General features: G+C 71.1%; 15 protein-coding genes. 4 read left to right on the top strand and 11 right to left on the bottom strand.

Going from position 1 to position 18,488, the window contains the following annotated elements; translation table 11 throughout:
• Nucleotides 1-30: 30 nt before the first annotated feature.
• The 6 genes from ACZ48Z_RS21265 to ACZ48Z_RS21240 form a co-directional block, all read right to left on the bottom strand.
• The gene (locus ACZ48Z_RS21265; protein ID WP_468737415.1) at nt 31-783 is read right to left on the bottom strand and encodes an amino acid ABC transporter ATP-binding protein; all 753 of its coding nucleotides are present in this window, start codon (nt 781-783) and stop codon (nt 31-33) included.
• Nucleotides 780-1,670 carry an amino acid ABC transporter permease gene (locus ACZ48Z_RS21260; protein ID WP_468737414.1) on the bottom strand — a complete coding sequence of 297 codons (891 nt, stop codon included), beginning with the start codon at nt 1,668-1,670 and terminating at the stop codon, nt 780-782. Before ACZ48Z_RS21260 ends, ACZ48Z_RS21265 begins: the two co-directional genes overlap by 4 nt.
• Nucleotides 1,667-2,551 carry an ABC transporter substrate-binding protein gene (locus tag ACZ48Z_RS21255; RefSeq protein ID WP_468737413.1) on the bottom strand — a complete coding sequence of 295 codons (885 nt, stop codon included), beginning with the start codon at nt 2,549-2,551 and terminating at the stop codon, nt 1,667-1,669. Before ACZ48Z_RS21255 ends, ACZ48Z_RS21260 begins: the two co-directional genes overlap by 4 nt.
• Before the next feature lie 350 nt (nt 2,552-2,901).
• Complete coding sequence (locus ACZ48Z_RS21250) at nt 2,902-3,558, bottom strand: MBL fold metallo-hydrolase (RefSeq protein ID WP_468737412.1); 657 nt, start codon at nt 3,556-3,558, stop codon at nt 2,902-2,904.
• A gap of 103 nt (nt 3,559-3,661) precedes the next feature.
• Nucleotides 3,662-4,300 carry a dihydrofolate reductase family protein gene (locus ACZ48Z_RS21245; protein WP_468737411.1) on the bottom strand — a complete coding sequence of 213 codons (639 nt, stop codon included), beginning with the start codon at nt 4,298-4,300 and terminating at the stop codon, nt 3,662-3,664.
• 126 nt (nt 4,301-4,426) lie between these two features.
• Entirely contained in the window at nt 4,427-5,113 is a 687-nt protein-coding gene (locus tag ACZ48Z_RS21240; protein WP_468737410.1) for a maleylpyruvate isomerase family mycothiol-dependent enzyme, read from the bottom strand.
• A gap of 224 nt (nt 5,114-5,337) precedes the next feature.
• Between ACZ48Z_RS21240 and uvrA the strand changes: the two genes are divergently transcribed.
• Nucleotides 5,338-8,337: an excinuclease ABC subunit UvrA gene (gene uvrA / locus ACZ48Z_RS21235; protein WP_468737409.1), complete on the top strand. Its 3,000-nt coding sequence runs from the start codon at nt 5,338-5,340 to the stop codon at nt 8,335-8,337.
• A gap of 133 nt (nt 8,338-8,470) precedes the next feature.
• Here the strand turns inward: uvrA and ACZ48Z_RS21230 are convergent, their stop codons facing one another.
• From ACZ48Z_RS21230 to ACZ48Z_RS21215, 4 genes are all read right to left on the bottom strand, one after another.
• On the bottom strand, nt 8,471-9,382 hold the full coding sequence (locus ACZ48Z_RS21230) for a carbohydrate kinase family protein (RefSeq protein ID WP_468737408.1): 912 nt from the start codon (nt 9,380-9,382) through the stop codon (nt 8,471-8,473).
• Nucleotides 9,379-10,500: a LacI family DNA-binding transcriptional regulator gene (locus ACZ48Z_RS21225; RefSeq protein WP_468737407.1), complete on the bottom strand. Its 1,122-nt coding sequence runs from the start codon at nt 10,498-10,500 to the stop codon at nt 9,379-9,381. Before ACZ48Z_RS21225 ends, ACZ48Z_RS21230 begins: the two co-directional genes overlap by 4 nt.
• Before the next feature lie 168 nt (nt 10,501-10,668).
• The gene (locus ACZ48Z_RS21220) at nt 10,669-11,625 is read right to left on the bottom strand and encodes a hypothetical protein (RefSeq protein WP_468737406.1); all 957 of its coding nucleotides are present in this window, start codon (nt 11,623-11,625) and stop codon (nt 10,669-10,671) included.
• A 692-nt stretch (nt 11,626-12,317) separates the two neighbouring features.
• Nucleotides 12,318-12,692 carry a response regulator gene (locus ACZ48Z_RS21215; RefSeq protein WP_468737405.1) on the bottom strand — a complete coding sequence of 125 codons (375 nt, stop codon included), beginning with the start codon at nt 12,690-12,692 and terminating at the stop codon, nt 12,318-12,320.
• A gap of 207 nt (nt 12,693-12,899) precedes the next feature.
• On the opposite strand from ACZ48Z_RS21215, the gene ACZ48Z_RS21210 reads away from it, so the two are divergent.
• Together ACZ48Z_RS21210 and ACZ48Z_RS21205 are read left to right on the top strand one after the other, a co-directional pair.
• Nucleotides 12,900-14,288 (top strand): extracellular solute-binding protein, encoded by a 1,389-nt coding sequence (locus ACZ48Z_RS21210; RefSeq protein WP_468737404.1) that lies wholly within the window; start codon nt 12,900-12,902, stop codon nt 14,286-14,288.
• Between the two features lie 244 nt (nt 14,289-14,532).
• The gene (locus ACZ48Z_RS21205; protein ID WP_468737403.1) at nt 14,533-17,271 is read left to right on the top strand and encodes a PAS domain S-box protein; all 2,739 of its coding nucleotides are present in this window, start codon (nt 14,533-14,535) and stop codon (nt 17,269-17,271) included.
• Between the two features lie 111 nt (nt 17,272-17,382).
• Here ACZ48Z_RS21205 and ACZ48Z_RS21200 read toward each other — a convergent pair whose 3' ends face one another.
• Nucleotides 17,383-17,544 (bottom strand): hypothetical protein, encoded by a 162-nt coding sequence (locus ACZ48Z_RS21200; protein WP_468737402.1) that lies wholly within the window; start codon nt 17,542-17,544, stop codon nt 17,383-17,385.
• A 248-nt stretch (nt 17,545-17,792) separates the two neighbouring features.
• On the opposite strand from ACZ48Z_RS21200, the gene ACZ48Z_RS21195 reads away from it, so the two are divergent.
• Nucleotides 17,793-18,467, top strand: coding sequence for a response regulator transcription factor (locus ACZ48Z_RS21195; RefSeq protein ID WP_468737401.1), 675 nt, complete (start codon nt 17,793-17,795; stop codon nt 18,465-18,467).
• The last annotated feature ends 21 nt before the right edge of the window (nt 18,468-18,488 follow it).

The raw sequence follows: 18,488 nt of genomic DNA, 5'->3' as shown, positions 1-18,488 counted from the left end.
GACGTCCTGGGCGCGCGGTCCTTACAGCTCCTACAGGCGCCCCGCCTCCACGATCCGCCGCAGGAAGCGCTGGGTGCGCTCCTCCTGCGGGTCGCCGAAGATCTGCTCGGCCGTCCCGCGCTCCAGCACCACACCCGCGTCCAGAAAACAGACCTGGTCGGCGACCTCGCGCGCGAAGCCCATCTCGTGTGTGGCCAGCACCATGGTCATGCCGTCGCCCTTGAGGTCGCGCACGACGTTCAGGACCTCGCCCACGAGTTCCGGATCGAGGGCCGCGGTGATCTCGTCGAGCAGCAGCAGCCGGGGACGTACGGCGAGGGCCCGCACGATGGCCACCCGCTGCTGCTGACCGCCGCTGAGCCGGTCGGGGTACTCGCCCGCCTTCCCGGCGAGCCCGAGCCGCTCCAGGAGCTCGCGCGCGTGCCCCTCGGCCTCCGCGCGGGTCACGCCGTGCACACGGCGCGGGGCCAGCGTGATGTTCTCCAGGACCGTCATGTGCGGAAAGAGGTTGTACGCCTGGAAGACCACGCCGATACGACGCCGTACCGCGTCCTGGTCGACGCGCGGATCGGTGATCTCCTCGCCGTCCAGCCAGATGGCGCCGTCGTCGATCTCATCCAGGAGGTTGGCGCAGCGCAGCAGCGTCGACTTGCCCGAGCCGGAGGCGCCGATCAGCGCGGTCACCGTGTGCGGGGTGACCTCCAGGTCGACGTCCCGCAGCACGACCGTGTCGCCGAAGGTCTTGCGGACGGACTCCATCCGCAGCACCGGTGCGTCGCTCATGTGGTCCCTCCCTGGGCCCGCCGGCGGTCCATCCGTGCCGTCACCCAGTCCGTGAACCGGGTCATCGGGATGGTCAGCGCCACGAACACCAGGCCCGCGACGATGTAGGGCGTGTAGTTGAGGCTGCGCCCGACGATGATGTCGGCGGCCCGTACGGCGTCGATCGCGCCGCCGATCGACACCAGACCGGTGTCCTTCTGGAGGGACACCAGGTCGTTCAGCAGGGGCGGCACCTGACGGCGTACCGCCTGCGGCAGCACCACGTACCGCAGCGCCTGCCGGTTGGAGAGCCCGAGCGAGCGGGCCGCGGCGCGCTGCGAGGGGTGCACGGACTCGATGCCGGCGCGGAACACCTCGGCCACGTACGCCGAATACGTCAGCGTGAGAGCCGTGCCGCCCAGCCACACCGGGTCGACCGTCACGCCCTGGAGCCGCAGCGCCGGGACACCCAGGACGACGATCATGAGGTTGATGATGAGCGGGAGCCCGCGGAAGAAGTCCGTGTAGGCGGCGGCCAGGAAGCGCAGCGGGAAGAACACCGGGCCGCGCAGCGTGCGGGCGATGGCGATCAGCATGCCGAGCACCAGCACGGCGACACCGCAGATCAGCAGCAGCCGGACGTTCAGCCACAGCCCTTCGAGGACCTTGGGGAACGCCTCGCGCGCGTACTGCCCGTTGAAGAACGTCTCCTTGGTGCGCGGCCAGCCGGGCGCACTGACGACGACCAGGTAGAGAACCACGGCGGTGACCAGGGTCGAGACCGCGGCGATCGCCGTCGCGCGGCGGGCGCGGGCACGTTTGAGACGTTCCCGCTCGACCCGCCGCTGCGACGGCGTGTACGAGTCACCGGTGTCTTCCGTGCCGGACTCGTCCTTCGTGAGCGTCACTTGAGCACCGGGGCGTCGACGGCGTCCGACAGCCACTGCTGTTCCAGCTTGGCGAGCGTGCCGTCCTTGCGCAGCGTGTCCACGGCGGCCGTGACGCAGGAGGTGAGCGCGCTGCCCTTGTCGAGCACGAGCCCGAACTGCTCCGGCGTGCCGCCCTGGTTCTCGAACTGCCCGACGATCGTGCCGTCCGTCACCTCGGCCGCGGTGATGTAGAAGGCGGTCGGCAGGTCGACGACGATGGCGTCCACCTGCTTGTTCTCCAGCGCGGACTTGGCCTGGTCGTTCTTGGCGTACGCGGCGGCCTCCCGGGTCGGCTTCACCACGTCCTCGATGTAGTTGAGGCTGGTCGTGCCGACCTGGGCGCCCAGCTTGAGGCCCTTCAGATCCGCGATGCTCGTCGCCTTGGCGGCCTTGGAACCCTTGAGCGCGATGACGGCCTGGCGCACGTCGTAGTAGCCGGAGGAGAAGTCCACGGCCTTCTTGCGCTCGGCGCTGATCGACACCTGGTTGATGTCGAAGTCGAAGGTCTTCTCGCCGGGCGCGAAGGCCTTGTTGAAGGGGACGCTCTGCCAGACGACGGCGCTCTTGTCGTAGCCGAGCTGCTTCGCCACGGCGTAGGCGACGGCCGACTCGAAGCCCTTGCCGTTGGCGGGCTTGTCGTCCTTGAACCACGGCTCGTACGCGGGCTCGTCGGTCGCGATCGTGAGCTTGCCGGAGCTCTGGGTGGCCAACTTGCCCTTGGCACACGTGGTGCCGGTCGACGCCGAGGCCTTGGTGCTCGCGTCGTCCTCCGGCTGCGGAGCACAGCCGACGGCGGTGGCGAGCAGGGCAATGGATGTCGCGGCGGCCGCGCGGCGCAGTGTGCGAGGGGCGATGTGCATGGCGGGAGAGTGACAGTCCACTGTCCCGTTTGTCGAGGTCACGACGGCAATTGTCCGCATATTGGGAACGGGTGTTTCATTTCTGTGAACGCATTCCGGCCAGGCGGCCGGGGCCGCCGGTCGAGGGCGGGGATCGAAAGACCGGCGGCCCGTACCGCGCAGGAGCCGTCTTCCTGTGCGGGGCTGCCCCCAGTTGACTGCGCAACCACCTGCGCCGGGAGCGCGCGTGTGACACCGGCTCGTGTGAATCGTTCACACGGGGCGCGTGAGCCGAAACGGGGGCGCCGGCCGCACGCCGGATCGGATGCAGACGCGCAGGCAGGAACGGATTCAGAGGCGCACGCCGGTGTTCACCACCCCCGCGCGTGCCACTCCGGAAGGTGCGGCCGCTCCGCGCCCAGCGAGGTGTCGTTGCCGTGCCCCGGGTACACCCAGGTCTCGTCCGGCAGCTCGCCGAAGATCTTCGTCTCGACGTCGTGGATCAGGCTCGCGAACGCCTCCGGATCCTTGCGGGTGTTGCCCACCCCGCCCGGGAAGAGACAGTCCCCGGTGAACACATGGGGATGCCCGTGCGGGTCGTCGTAGACGAGGGCGATCGAACCCGGTGTGTGGCCGACCAGGTGACGCGCGGTCAGCTCCACGTGCCCCACGCGGATGACGTCGCCGTCCTCGAGCGGGACGTCGGTGGGCACGGGGATGCCGTCGGCGTCGTCCCGGCCCGCGTACGTACGCGCGCGTGTGGCCGCGACGACCTCGGCGAGCGCCTGCCAGTGGTCACCGTGCTGGTGCGTGGTGACGACGGACGCGATGCCGTCGTCACCGATCATGCCGAGCAGGGTGTGCGCGTCGTTGGCGGCGTCGATCAGCAACTGCTCGTCGGTGGCCCGGCAGCGCAGCAGATAGGCGTTGTTGTTCATCGGGCCGACCGCGATCTTGGTGATCATCAGGTCCTTGAGCTCGTGCACGTCGGCGGACCCGCCGACCGTCACCTGTCCGCTGTACGTCATGGCGGTCAGCCTAATCCGTTCCCGAGGGCGTGCCGACGGGTCGGGCGACCGCCATGGGTCCACCCGGGCCGGCGTCCGCCGGCGGCGATGACGGGGCCGTCCGTCAGCGCCGGACCAGTACCGCGTGGGTGACCTTCGGTGAGCTGACCAGTTCGGCGACCCGGTATCCGTCGATCCCGTCGCCCAGGTCGTCGAGCAGTCGTTCTCCGCGCCCGATGAGCATCGGCGCGATCGCCAGGTGGACCTCGTCGATCAGCCGGGCGCGCAGGTACTGCCGGATGATCGCCGCCCCGCCGCCGATCCGGACGTCCTTGCCGCCCGCGGCGTCGAACGCGCGCTGGAGCACCGTCTCCAGCGACTCGTCGGTGAAGTGGAAGGTGGTTCCGCCGGCCATCTTCAGCGAGGGGCGCAGATGGTGGGTGTGCACGAAGACGTCGTGGTGGTAGGGCGGGTTGTCGCCCCACCAGCCCTGCCAGGACTCGTCCTCCCACGGCCCGCGCTGCGGCCCGAACATGTTCCGCCCCATGATCGTGGCGCCGATGTTCCGGTCGCCGCGGACGACGTGGTCGACATCGATTCCGGTCCTGCCCGCGGCCGCGTCCTCCATCGCGGGAAAGAGCCAGCCGTGCAGCTCGTCACCCCAGCCGACCCCGTCGCCGAACGGGGCGTCCGGTCGCTGGTTCGGGCCGGCCGCGAAGCCGTCGAGGGAGATCGTCACGTTGTGCACCCGGACCTTGGGCATGGTCTTCACCTCTCGTGTGGAGCCGTTTCCCGTGTGGTGTCGTTCTCTCACCTCTGCGTCGTGCGGGGTCCGCCCGGATCGACATCCCCGCCCACATTTCTTTTCGAGGGCCGGCGGGGCGGGCCACTACAGCGGGGGCAGCGACGGCAGGGTGCCGCCGTGCACCCTCAGCAGCGTGCCGTCGCGGCGGCCGGCGAGCCAGCCGAGCAGATCGGCCCGGCGCCCGGAGACGATGAGTGCCGCTTCGTCCTGGCGCCCGGTCGGGCTCCGGCGACCGTCGTCCTCCTCGATCAGGAGGGCCGGTACGCCGGGATGGCCCCGGAACCGCTCCGTGAGGAAGTCGATCTCACGCTGGGTGAATTGTTCCGGGAGATCCTCCAGTTCGTACCCGATCCCGAGGTCCACGTGGTGCAGTTCCACCTCGACCCATCGCCGGAACGGCACCCGGGACGCCGAGTCGGTGACCCCGTTGCGCAGCTCCACCGTGCGCGACCAGTCGGCCGGCTCGGCACCCGCCTCCTGGAAGCGTGCGGCGCTGTCGCGGAGGTCGGCGAGCTGGACATCGAGGGAGCGCGGTGCGTCCCGCTCGATGTCGGAGTCGCGTGCGTCCGCGGACGGATACATGGGCTGTCCGCGCAGAACGTTCACCAGGGCGTCGGCGTTCCGGGACAGATGTGCGAGTACATGCCCGCGGCTCCAGCCGGGCAGCCGTGACGACTCGGTCACCGACGCGTTGTCCATCGAGGCGGCTGCGGTCAGCAGCCGCTCGGTCGCGCCACGTACAGACTCCAGGTCATGAGCGTGATCAATCATGCTGCTGACCCTAGCCCCGCCACACCTTTGGGTGAAGGTGGTGAAGCAGTGCCGGAAATCGAATGCACGTGCTATATGGTCGGGTGCGGCGTCGGGCATGCTGGAGGGCCGGGGATTGTTATGCCTCCGGGGAATCCGACCGGCGTTGTCAGTGGCTCCCCCTAGTCTGAGAAAGCACGGGGGCCCCGCCCCTGTCACCACTCTCAAGAAAGGTGCGGACCGGCGTGGCCGACCGTCTCATCGTCCGTGGCGCGCGCGAGCACAACCTGAAGAACGTCTCGCTCGACCTGCCTCGCGACTCGCTCATCGTCTTCACGGGCCTGTCCGGGTCGGGCAAGTCCTCCCTGGCCTTCGACACCATCTTCGCCGAGGGCCAGCGGCGCTACGTGGAGTCGCTCTCCTCGTACGCCCGCCAGTTCCTCGGCCAGATGGACAAGCCGGACGTCGACTTCATCGAGGGCCTCTCGCCCGCGGTCTCCATCGACCAGAAGTCGACCTCGCGCAACCCGCGCTCGACGGTCGGCACCATCACCGAGGTCTACGACTACCTGCGTCTGCTCTTCGCGCGCATCGGCAAGCCGCACTGCCCCGAGTGCGGCCGTCCGATCGCACGCCAGTCGCCGCAAGCCATCGTCGACCGGGTCCTGGAGCTGCCGGAGGGCAGTCGCTTCCAGGTGCTCTCGCCGCTGGTGCGGGAGCGCAAGGGGGAGTTCGTCGACCTCTTCGCCGATCTCCAGACCAAGGGTTACAGCCGCGCCCGCGTGGACGGCGAGACCGTCCAGCTCTCCAACCCGCCCACGCTGAAGAAGCAGGAGAAGCACACCATCGAGGTGGTCATCGATCGCCTCACGGTGAAGGACTCCGCCAAGCGCCGCCTCACCGACTCCGTCGAGACCGCGCTCGGGCTGTCCGGGGGCATGGTCGTGCTCGACTTCGTCGACCTCCCCGAGGACGACCCCGAGCGTGAGCGCATGTTCTCGGAGCACCTGTACTGCACGTACGACGACCTGTCCTTCGAGGAGCTGGAGCCCCGCTCCTTCTCCTTCAACTCGCCCTTCGGCGCCTGCCCCGAGTGCACCGGCATCGGCACGCGCATGGAGGTCGACCCGGAGCTGATCGTCCCGGACGAGGACAAGTCCCTCGACGAGGGCGCCATCCACCCCTGGTCCCACGGACACACCAAGGACTACTTCGGCCGCCTGATCGGCGCCCTCGCGGACGCGCTGGGCTTCCGGACGGACATCCCCTTCGCGGGGCTGCCGCAGCGCGCCAAGAAGGCCCTGCTGTACGGGCACAAGACACAGATCGAGGTCCGCTACCGCAACAGGTACGGCCGCGAGCGCGTCTACACGACCCCCTTCGAAGGCGCCGTGCCCTTCGTCAAGCGCCGGCACAGCGAGTCCGAGAGCGACGCCAGCCGTGAGCGCTTCGAGGGCTACATGCGCGAGGTGCCCTGCCCCACCTGTGAGGGCACCCGCCTCAAGCCGCTCGTCCTCGCGGTCACCGTCATGGGCAAGTCGATCGCCGAGGTCTCGGGGATGTCCATCAGCGACTGCGCGGACTTCCTCGGGGAGCTGAAGCTCAGCGCCCGCGACAAGAAGATCGCCGAGCGGGTGCTGAAGGAGGTCAACGAACGGCTGAAGTTCCTGGTCGACGTCGGCCTGGACTACCTCTCGCTGAACCGCGCGGCCGGGACCCTCTCCGGCGGCGAGGCCCAGCGCATCCGCCTGGCCACCCAGATCGGCTCCGGGCTCGTGGGCGTCCTGTACGTCCTCGACGAGCCGTCCATCGGCCTGCACCAGCGCGACAACCACCGGCTCATCGAGACCCTGGTCCGGCTGCGGGACATGGGCAACACGCTCATCGTCGTCGAGCACGACGAGGACACCATCAAGGTCGCCGACTGGATCGTCGACATCGGTCCCGGCGCGGGTGAACACGGCGGCAGGGTCGTGCACAGCGGCTCCCTGAAGGAACTGCTGGACAACAACGAGTCGCAGACCGGCCAGTACCTGTCGGGCAAGAAGGCCATCCCGCTGCCCGACATCAGGCGCCCCCTGGACCCGTCCCGCCGGCTCACCGTGCACGGCGCCCGCGAGAACAACCTCCAGGACATCGACGTGTCCTTCCCGCTGGGCGTGTTCACCGCGGTCACCGGTGTCTCGGGCTCCGGCAAGTCGACGCTGGTGAACGACATCCTGTACACGCACCTGGCCCGCGAGCTGAACGGCGCCCGGAGCGTTCCCGGACGACACACGCGTGTGGACGGCGACGACCTCGTCGACAAGGTCGTCCACGTCGACCAGTCACCCATCGGCCGCACCCCGCGGTCCAACCCGGCGACGTACACCGGTGTCTTCGACCACGTCCGCAAGCTGTTCGCCGAGACGACCGAGGCGAAGGTCCGCGGCTACATGCCCGGCCGCTTCTCCTTCAACGTCAAGGGCGGCCGCTGCGAGAACTGCGCGGGCGACGGCACCATCAAGATCGAGATGAACTTCCTCCCGGACGTCTACGTCCCGTGCGAGGTCTGCCACGGCGCCCGCTACAACCGGGAGACCCTGGAGGTCCACTACAAGGGCAAGTCCATCGCCGACATCCTGAACATGCCGATCGAGGAGGCCACGGGGTTCTTCGAGGCCGTCCCCGCGATCGCCCGTCACCTCAACACCCTCAAGGACGTCGGGCTCGGCTATGTCCGTCTCGGCCAGGCCGCGACCACCCTGTCCGGTGGCGAGGCCCAGCGGGTGAAGCTCGCCAGCGAGCTCCAGAAGCGGTCCACCGGCCGTACGGTCTACGTCCTGGACGAGCCCACCACCGGTCTGCACTTCGAGGACATCAGCAAGCTGCTGACGGTTCTGTCCGGCCTCGTCGACAAGGGCAACACGGTCATCGTCATCGAGCACAACCTCGATGTGATCAAGACGGCCGACTGGGTCGTCGACATGGGCCCCGAGGGTGGCGCCGGCGGCGGACTCGTCGTCGCCGAGGGCACCCCGGAGGAGATCGCAGGGGTTCCCGCGAGCCACACCGGCAAGTTCCTCAGGGAGATCCTCGGGGCGGACCGCGTCAGCGACGCCTCCTCGGTGAAGGCTCCTCGCAAGCCGGCCGCCAAGAAGGCGACCGCCGCCAAGAAGACGGCCGCCGCCAGGTCGACGGCCCAGAAGACGGCGACGGCCAGGACGACACCGGCCAAGAAGACGACCCGGGCCCGCAAGGCCTGAGACGCTCGGCCAATGACCCCGGGCCCCGGACACCTCGGGGAACGACACGAAAAGGCGGTGCCCCGCGGGAACTCCCCGCGGGGCACCGCCCGTCCGGCCTCCGACGCCTCTGCCTGCTGCGGCCGGGCGGTCTCTAGAGCGCGCCCACTTCGGACGCGTACGGCGGCTCGGCGCCCGCTCGTGAGCAGGTGATCGCCGCCGCGCGTGCCGCGAATCGCAGCAGCCGGGTCCAGTCGTCGACGCCCAGCGCCGCGAGCGCCGCCGGGGACAGCGCGTCAAGGGTGGCAAGGCCGTGCAGCAGCGCCGCGTTCACCGTGTCGCCGGCGCCGATCGTGTCCACGACGTCGACCTTCTCGCCCGGTACGGGAAGCGCCGCCCCGTCCCGGGTGAACACGGTCAGCCCGTCACCGCCGTGAGTGATCACGACGGCCGAGGGCCCCGCGGCCAGCCACTCGCGTGGGGTGCCGCCCAGCCACAGCGCGTCCTCCTCGGAGAGCTTGAGCAGGGACACCGACGGCAGCCAGCTCCTGAACCGGTCCCGGTAGGCGTCCGCGTCGGGGATCAGCCCGGCCCTGATGTTCGGGTCGAGCGCGGTGAACACACCCTGCGCGGCAGCCTTCCGCAGCAGCTCCTCGTACGCGCTCGCCCCCGGTTCCAGGACGAGCGAGCAGGTGCCGAAGGACATCGCGCGGGTCCCGGCGGGGAGTTCGCCGGGTGCCGTGAACAGGCGGTCGGCGGTGCCGTCGACGTAGAAGGAGTAGGCGGCCGAGCCGTTGGTGTCGATCGTGGCGACGGCGAGCGTGGTGGGTTCCGCACCGCGCTGCACGGCGGACACGTCCACCTCGGCCTCCCGCAGCCCCTGAAGCAGCGCCTCGCCGAAGGCGTCGAGCGAGGTCCGGGAGCAGAAGGCCGTGGGGGAGCCGAGGCGGCCGAGGGCCACCGCGGTGTTGTAGGGGCCACCGCCGAGCGCCGGCTTGAGACCCGCGAGGGCGCCCCGGCCCTGCGGTACCAGATCGATCAGGGCCTCACCGGCGACGACGATCACGAGACGGTTCCTTTCCTGGACTGCGAGGACCGCGCGGGCTGCGAGCCCTGCGGGGGAGTCGGGTCTTCCGGGGCCGGCCCGGAGCGCGCGGACCGCTCCCCGGAGTCGGCGCAGCCGCACGACGTGCGGTGGACGAAGGTGCAGGCGAGGCGCACGGTCCGGGCAGGCCGGTCCGGCGCCGCGAGGCGGTCCAGGAGCACCCGTACCGCCTGGGCGCCGATCTCCCTGCTGGGCTGGGCGATCGCGGTGAGCCTGGGGGAGAACAGATCGGCCCAGGCGAAGTCGTCGAAGCAGCACAGGGCGAGGTCGTCCGGTACGGAGAGGCCGCGTTCGCGCAGCGTGCGCAGGGTGCCGATGGTCATCGTGTTGTTGGCGGTGACGAGGGCGGTGGGCGGTGCGGCCAGGGCGAGCAGGGCGGCCGTGGCCCGTTCGGCTCCGGCCGACGCGGAGTCGCCGTGCGCGACGAGGTCACCGTCGTAGGGGAGCCGGGCGGCCGCGAGGCCCTGCCGGTATCCGGCGATCCGCTCGGCGGTGGTGCTGAGGCCCGGCAGACCGGCCACCAGTCCGATGCGCCGGTGGCCGAGTCCGGCGAGATGGGTGACCAGGCGTGCCGTCGGCCCGGTGTTCTCGGCGCAGACCTGGTCGAAGCGCTGCGGACCGTCCGCGGGAGCGTCGGCCAGCCGATCGAGGAACACGGTCGGGACCTCGTGGCGCCCGAGGTAGGTGACGAGCTCGCGCGGGTCCACCGAGGGCGCGACGATCATGCCGTCCACGCGCCGCTCGTGCAGCAGTTGGACGACCTTGCGCTCGTGTTCGGGGTCGTCGTGCGGATCGGCGATGAGCAGGCTGTAGCCGTGTTCCAGGGCGCTCGCCTCGACGCCCTGGAGGATCTCCGTGAAGTACGGATTGCTGATCGCCGACACCGCGAGCCCGATGGAGCGGGTGCGGGAGGTCACCAGGGACCGGGCGAGGGTGTTGGGGGTGTAGCCGAGTTCGTCGACGGCGTCCAGCACGGCCTGGCGGGTGTGCGGCAGGACCGGTCTGGTGCCGTTGAGGACATGCGAGACGGTCGCCACGGACACGCCCGCGCTGCGTGCCACATCGGCCATGGTCGGCATCGAGTCCCCCTCCCGGAACGGCGGCCCACGGCCGGAAGGTATCCCATCGGACGCCGCACGTAAACGCTTGCGCAAGCGTTTACGTGCCGTCACCGACCTGACGTCACACCACTCGCGCCACTGACCACTCCCGCCCCCTCCTCGCCGCCACACCCACCGGCACCGCCGTCACTCCCAGTCCCATCCGATCCCCACGATCCCCGACCGCACCCGCTGCTCGACGAGGTGGACCGAGTGGTGGTGGCCGGTGAGGGCGAGTTCCTGGCGGCCGCTGCGGGGTGCCGCGGGGGAGTGCTGGGCGAAGCGGTGACAGCGCAGCGGCAGGGTGTTCTCGTCGAACCGGACCTGCAGCGCGTACTGGCCCCCGGGCGAGCCGAAGCCGCGCACGTACTCGCGGGACGCACCGGCCGTGCCGTCCTCGACGCGGTAGCGGAAGAGGAAGGTGTCCCCTGCCCGCAGCCGTGCGTCGAGAAGCAGCTCGGCCACGAGCACACCGGTGTCGTGGTGCGAACGCACGCGCCCGGTACGGCAGTTCTCCAGGGCGTGCACGGTCATGAGCTCCGGTACGCACCCCGGGTCGCCGTGGTGGACGGCCATGAAGCGGTCGACGCCCTCCCGGTGGGCGCGCACGATGTGGTGCGACTCGCGGCTGCCCAGTTCCCGGCGCGGCCCGATGTCTATCCGCTCGTGGTGGCCGAGGGTGTGCAGCCCGCCGTCGAGGGGCGAGTCCAGCTCTGCCAGCAGCTGTTCGAGAACGTCCGAGGCGGCGAGGAGGGAGCGGTAGGAGCGGGTCGCGGGCCGCTCTCCGGCCGACCGGTCCTCGTGCTCGGCGAGCAGCCGGATCAGTGACTCCTCCGGCAGCTGAAGGATCTCCTCCAGCGCGCGTACGGCCCGCAGCGACTCGGGGCGCTGCGGGCGCCGGGCACCCTGCTGCCAGTAACTCAGGCTCGTGACACCCACCTTGACCCCGTACCGCGACAGATGGTGCTGGACACGCTGCAACGGCAGCCCCCGGGCGGCGATCGCGGCACGCAGCGCGACGTGGAAGGGGCCGCCGCGCAGGGCCGTGTCCAGTTCCGCGTCGGCGAGGGTCGCGACGTCCGCGTGCTGTGTGGCGTGCGGCATGCAGGGGCCTTTCTGTGCAGGTCCGGGCGGCTGGTCAGGCCGCACGTGAGAGTGTCCCGGGGCCGTCCGCGGCCGTGCCGGGGGGAGGCCGCACATCCGTACGCCGTCGCTCCCGGCCCCGAGTTCCCCCGCATTGAAGCGTGTTGACCAAGTCCCGACAACACCTGTCGCCGAACGGCGGCTCACTCATGGCCGGGCGTGAGCGCACGCAGCGACCGCGCTGGGGACAGGCGCACGGCCGGACCGGGGGTGTGTTCGCAGCCGAACGGCGATGCTGTGACAGCCGGTTGGGGGCGTGCTTCACGGCCGGGCTGCGGGTGGGTTCATGGCTGGACGGGGGCCGGTGTTCGCAGCCGAACGGTGATGCCGTGGCGGCCGGCCGATGCCCACTTCATGACCGCGTCGCGGGCGGTTCACGGCTGGGCTGCCGGTGGGTTCATGGTCGGACGGGGGCGTGTTCGCAGGCGAACGGTGATGCCGTGGCGGCCGGGCTCAGGCCCACTTCATGACCGCGTCGCGGGTGGGTTCACGGCTGGGCTGTGGGTGGGGGTTCGCAGCTGGACGGGGGTGGGTTCGCAGCCGAACGGCGATGCAGCCACCGCCGGCCCGTGGCGCAGTTCATGACCGCGTCGCGGGCGGGCTCACGGCCGGACGGCGGGCGCGCTCACGACCGGACCACAGCCCGTACGCGCTCAGGTGGGCGTCGTCTCCCCGTCGCTGTCCAGCAGCTCGCGGATGGCCCGTGCCGACAGCGCCGACTTTGGCAGGAAGCCGCGTGCCGCACTGCCGGCGACCAGCTCCTCGAAGTCCTCCAGCGCGTGCGTGGAGATCAGGATGACGACGGCGGAGACATGACGGGCCAGCTCCGTCGCCACGTCGAAGCCGCTCTCGCCGTCGAGGTCGAGGTCGACCAGAACGACGTCCGGGGCCAGCTCGGCGGCCCGTGCCAGAGCCTCCGTACCGGACAGTGCGACGCCGACGACAGGTATCCCGTCGCGTTCCAGAAGACTCCGCGCGGCCTCCAGGAACCGGATGCTGTCATCGACGAGAAGACAGCGCATGGACATGCGGACAGGGTCCCAACCGGCGGGTGATTGCGCTTTCCGGCTAGCCGGAAAGAGTCGGGGCGGATTGCTTCCCGGCACCTGGAATGTGCTCAAGTCCTTTGCCGGTTCCGCCAGTTCTCGTTCACGCAGCGCAGCGGAAGGTGACGGGGGGTAGCATGTGGGCTGCCCTGGGGAGGCCGTGCAAGTCCGGTCGAGTGGGGGTGTGCGATGAAGGCACCGCTCGAAAACGTCGGCGAATTCGCAAGGCGCCGCGGGCCTCGCGCCCTGGCCTCGGCGCTGGTGGTGGCCGCGCTGCTGCTCGCCGCGTGCGGTGGCGGAGGCGACGGCGACAAGGGCGAGCGGGCCCGTACCGACACCACCTGCGACGGCAGGATCGACGGCACCGCGCAGGTCACGGTGTGGTTCCACGCGGGGCCGAGCGCCGAGTCCAGCACCCTGCGGCGCCAGGTCCAGGACTTCAACTCGTCGCAGCGGCAGGTACGGGTCGAGGCCGTCACCCTTCCCGAGCAGCGGCCGTACAACGAACTCGTGCTCTCCGCCGCGGCCAGCGGTGATCTGCCGGACCTGCTCGACTTCGACGGGCCCCGGCTCTACAGCTACGCCTGGTCCGGCAGGATCAAGCCGATCGACTCCTGCGTGTCCGACGCACTCCGGGAGGACCTGCTGCCGTCGATCCGCCAACAGGGCACCTACGCCGGGCGGTTGTACGGCATCGGCACCTTCGACTCGGGGCTGGCCCTCTACGTGCGGCCGTCGGTCCTGAGGAAGGCCGGTATCCGCATTCCCGAGGGCCCGGCGGACGCCTGGACCGTCGGCGAGTTCACGGGCATCCTGCGGACCCTGCGGGGGGCGGGATACCGGCACCCGCTCGACCTGGGCCTCGTCCACGCGCGACCCGGCGAGGAGTGGAACACCTACGGCTTCGCACCGGCGGTGTGGTCGGCGGGCGGGGAGCTCATCGACCCCAGGACGTTCCGGACCGCGGACGGCTTCCTCAACGGACCCGAGTCGGTCAGGGCGCTGACCGTCCTGCAGAACTGGGCCGAGGAGGGGCTCGTCGAGCCCGGCAGGAACGACCAGGCGTTCGACCAGGGGCGCAGCGTCATCTCCTGGTCCGGCCACTGGCGGTACCCGGACCACACCGAGCACTTCCCCGGTGACGTGGCGATCGTGCCCCTGCCCGACTTCGGTGAGGGCACCGTGACCGGGATGGGCTCCTGGCAGTGGGGCCTCACCTCGGGCGGGGCCGACGGCGACGCCGTATGGCGCTTCCTCACCTATCTGCTGAGGCCGGACCAGATCCACCGGATGACCGAGGCCAACGGCGCGATCCCGGCCACGGACAGCGCGGTGAAGCTGTCGCCGGAGTACGCCGAGGGCGGCGCCGAGCACCTGTTCATCGAGCAGTTGACGGGCGGCGTGGCCCGGCCGAGGCCGCGGACGCCCGCCTATCCGGCGATCACCGAGGCGTTCTCCCGGGCCTTCCCGAAGATCATGATCGACCGGGCGCCGGTGAAGGCCACCCTGGACGAGGCGGTCGAGGCGATCGACAAGGACCTTGCCGCCCACGACGGTTACCCGACGGGCGGATCATGAGCCACCGCCGTCCGTGTCACGGGGCCGGCCCTCGCACCACATGGACGGCAGCGGAGTTCACGAGCATGCTGAGGACATCGCGGAAGCCGGGCCACGCCGGAGCGTTCGATGCCGACAAGCGGCACGCCGACGAGGAAGCGACGCCGGTGCCGTCCGCGAAGAGGTGTTTCGCATGACGGAATCCCACGGCATGACGGAATCCCACGGCACGACACCCGGAAGAGACGCCGTCTGAGGCCCTGTCATGCGCCGCTCACCGCTCAGACGACACCCCCGGGCCCCGCAGCGCGTCCCGCTTCTCGCCCGGCTGCGCGTCGGCCGGAAGCTGATGCTGCTGGTCCTGCTGCCGGTGGCCGGACTCCTGGTCTTCACCGCGTTCAGCTCCGCGAACCAGTGGCGGGAGGCGCGAACGCTGCGCGACTTCCACACCGGGGCCACGGTGTCGTTCGCCACGACCGAGGTCACCGACGCCGTCGCGCGTGAACGGCTCGCCGCGGTCGAGGCCCGCCTGCGCCCCGGACCGGGCACCCTGGCGGAGCGGACCGCGGCCGAGCGCACCACCGGCCGGGTCCTGGAGCGTGCCGTGGCCCGCACCGCCGCATGGTCCGGATCCGACGTCGCCGGCGACCTCGACGCCCTCGGCCGTCAACTGCACTCCCTGCACGCCCAGACGGCCACCGGCTCGCTCACCGCACCCGACATCGCCGAGCAGTACGGCAACGTCGAGGAGACCCTGCTCCATGGCGTCGCCGCGCTCGAGTCCGGCCGCCCCACCCGGGCGTCGGGACGCGCGGCCGACGCCCACATCGCGCTGCTGCGGGCCATCGAGGCCGCCGAACGCGAGCAGGCGGAGGTCGCCGCCCTGCTCGCCGGGCCCGCGGGCCGGCCCACCGGCGCCGGACGCTGGCCCGCCCTGGAGACGGCCCAGCTGGACGCCTTCCGGGAGAACACCTCGGCCGACCTGCGCTCCCGGCTGTACGCCATCCAGTTCCAGGACGCCGGCCGGACCGTCCGCGCGGTCCGCGACCTGCTCGCCACCGCCCGCCCGGAGAACGCTTCCTGGCCCTCGCACGAGCGCTGGCTGGCCGACTCCGGCGCCCGCATCGACGCCCTGCGCGGCATCCAGGACCGGGCCGCCCGCGCACTCGACACCACCGCCGGCCACGACCGCCGTAGCGCGGAGACCCGCGTGGTGCGCGACCTCACCCTCTCGCTGGCGGTGTGCGCCCTCGTCACCTTCCTCGCCCTCACGCTCAGCCGGTCGATCACCCGGCCCCTCGGCCAGGTCTCCGCGGGCGCCCGGGCACTGTCGTACGGGGATCTCTCGTACGACATCCGGTACACGGGCCGCGACGAACTGGGGGAGGTCGCCGACACCTTCCGCGAACTGAGGGTGACCACCGAGCGGCTGGCCGCCGAGATCCTCGCCATGAACACGGCGGTCGACGACAACCGCCTCGAACACCGCGCCGACGAAGCCGCCTTCGAGGGCACCTGGAGCCGGCTGCTCGGCGGCATGAACGGTGCCATGGCGTCCTTCGCGGCGGCGCACGGGCGGCGCGAGAAGGCCGAGCAGGAACTGGAGAGCATCTTCAACCTCTCCCTGGACCTGCTCTGCATCAGCGGAGTCGACGGCTACTTCAAGCGGGTCAACCCGGCCTTCGAGCGCACCCTGGGCCGCCCGCGCGAGACGATCCTGGCGACGCCGTTCCTCGAGTTCGTGCACGAGGAGGACCGGGACACCACCCGGCAGGCCCTCGCGCGGCTGTCGAACGGCGTCGAGGTCGCCGAGTTCGAGAACCGCTACATGCGGAGCGACGGCACCGAGTGCTGGCTGCAGTGGAGCGCCCGGCCGGTCCCCGAGGAAGGCCTCGTCTACGCCACCGCGCGGGACGTCACCGAGAGGCGCCGCACCGCGCGGGAGCAGGCCGCCCTGCGCCGCGTCGCCACCCTGGTGGCCCACGGAGCGCCGCCGCCCGAGGTGTTCGCGAGGGTGGCCGAGGAGGTGGGGGACCTGCTCGACACCACCGCGGCCGTACTGCGGCAGGAGTCCGACGGCAGCCAGACCGTCCTCGGTACCGTTCTCGGCCTCCCGGCGGAACTGGAGGAGGCCACACGCGAGGAACGCAGACAGGCGGGCCGCGAGGCCGTCGACGAGGTCATCCGGACCCGGCGCGCCGCCCACGTCGGCCATGCCGTGGGCGCCCCCATCGTCGTCGACGACCGGCTGTGGGGATTCGTGCTCGCCGCTTCCCGGCTGGACCCGCTGCCCGCGGGCACCGAGTCGCGGCTGGCCGACTTCACCGAACTCGTCGCCACCGCCATCGCGAACGCCGACGGCCGCGACCAGCTGACCGCCTCACGCGCGCGTGTGGTGGCCGCGGCGGACGCCTCCAGGCGGCGCATCGAGCGCGATCTGCACGACGGGGTCCAGCAACGGCTGGTCGCCTGCCGGCTGGATCTGCGGCTCGCCGAGACCCTCGTGACCGACCCGTCCTCGGAGCTCGCCGAGCAGCTGGCGCACGTCGGCAAGGGTCTCGACGACGCCTTCCACGACCTGCTCCAGGTGGCCCGCGGCATCCACCCGGCCATCCTCTCCAAGGGCGGTCTGGGCCCTGCCCTGCGCTCCCTGGCCCGCCGGTCGGCCGTCCCCGTCGAGCTCGACCTGAAGCTGCCCGCGGCCCGGCTGCCGGAACAACTGGAGGTGGCCGCCTACTACGTGACGTCAGAGTGCCTGACCAACACCGCGAAACACGCACACGCGCGTGTGGTGGAGGTGGCGGCGGAGACCCGGGACGGCTGCCTGGAGCTGACCATCCGCGACGACGGCGTCGGAGGTGCCGACCCGGGCCGCGGCTCCGGCCTCATCGGGCTCACCGACCGGGCCGAGGCGATCGGCGGCAGGCTGACCCTCGTCAGTCCTCCCGGCGAGGGCACGACCCTGGACGTGCGGCTGCCCCTGGGCGGGCCCTCGCCGGGCTGATGACCGCCCGAGGCGCACGCCGGGGAGTCGGTCCAGGAGGGGGAGCCTGAACCAGGTGACGTCGCGTGCACCGCGGGCGGTCCGGTCGGACGGAGAGGCATCCGTCCGGCTCTAGGGGCGGTGGGTACCGCCGTGCTGTGCGCTCAGCAGCCGCTTGGCACGCACGATGTCGGGATCCCTGGGATCCGGGTCGTCGATCACGCCGTACGTCTCGTCCGGGTAGCGGCGGACACGGACCGGTCGCCGCTGCTTCTCGATCCGTGTCCGCCGCATCTTCCGCACCCTTCGGCCGTACGACCCGCCGTCCCTCGCCCGGGACGGCCGGTCGGACTGCATCTGCACTGGTTCGAGAATCGCCCGGACACGTCCGCATGTCGTCACGGCAAGCCTCCAATTCCGCTTCCGGCTAGCCGTAACCCCACGGGTGGGGCAGGCTGTTGGGGCGCAGGCAGCGGGCGGGGCCGGGGCGGCTCGGACCGTTGACGGCACACCGCGGAGGCCGGGCAGGGGGGACCGGGGTCATGGACGACGCATCGCAGCGGCCGGCACGGGGACGGGTCGTCCTCGCCGACGACGACATCCTGCTCAGGGAGGGCCTGGCCAGCCTGTGCGAGCGCCTCGGATACCAGGTCGCGGGCCAGGCCGGCGACGCGGCCCGGCTCCTGGAACTGGTCGACGAGGAACGCCCCGAACTGGCGATCGTCGACATCCGGATGCCCCCGGACCACTCGACGGAGGGCCTCAAGGCGGCCCGTACGATCCGCGAACGCCACCCCGACACCGGCATCCTCGTCCTGTCGGCGTTCGTCGAGGTCGAGGACGCCCTGGAACTGCTGGCGAGCGGACGCAGGATCGGCTACCTCCTCAAGAGCCGGGTCACGGTCGTCGACGAGTTCTTCGAGGCCCTGGAGCGCATCCGCCGAGGCGGCTCGGTCGTCGATCCGTCCCTGGTGCAGGAACTGTTCTCCGCCCAGCGCCGCGACGACCCCCTCGCCCATCTCAGCGCCCGCGAGCGCGAGGTCCTCGCCCTGATGGCGGAGGGCCGCTCCAACGCCGGCATCGGCCGCCGCCTGTGGGTCACCGAGGGCACCGTCGAGAAACACGTCCGCAGCATCCTGGGCAAGCTCGGTCTCACGGAGGACACCGACGACCACCGTCGTGTCCTGGCCGTGCTGACGTTCCTGGAGTCCCGCTAGCCGTTGTCCACAGGCTCGTCG

Source organism: Streptomyces sp. NPDC031225 (assembly GCF_055570355.1).
This window is presented reverse-complemented; position numbering and strand designations above follow the sequence as displayed.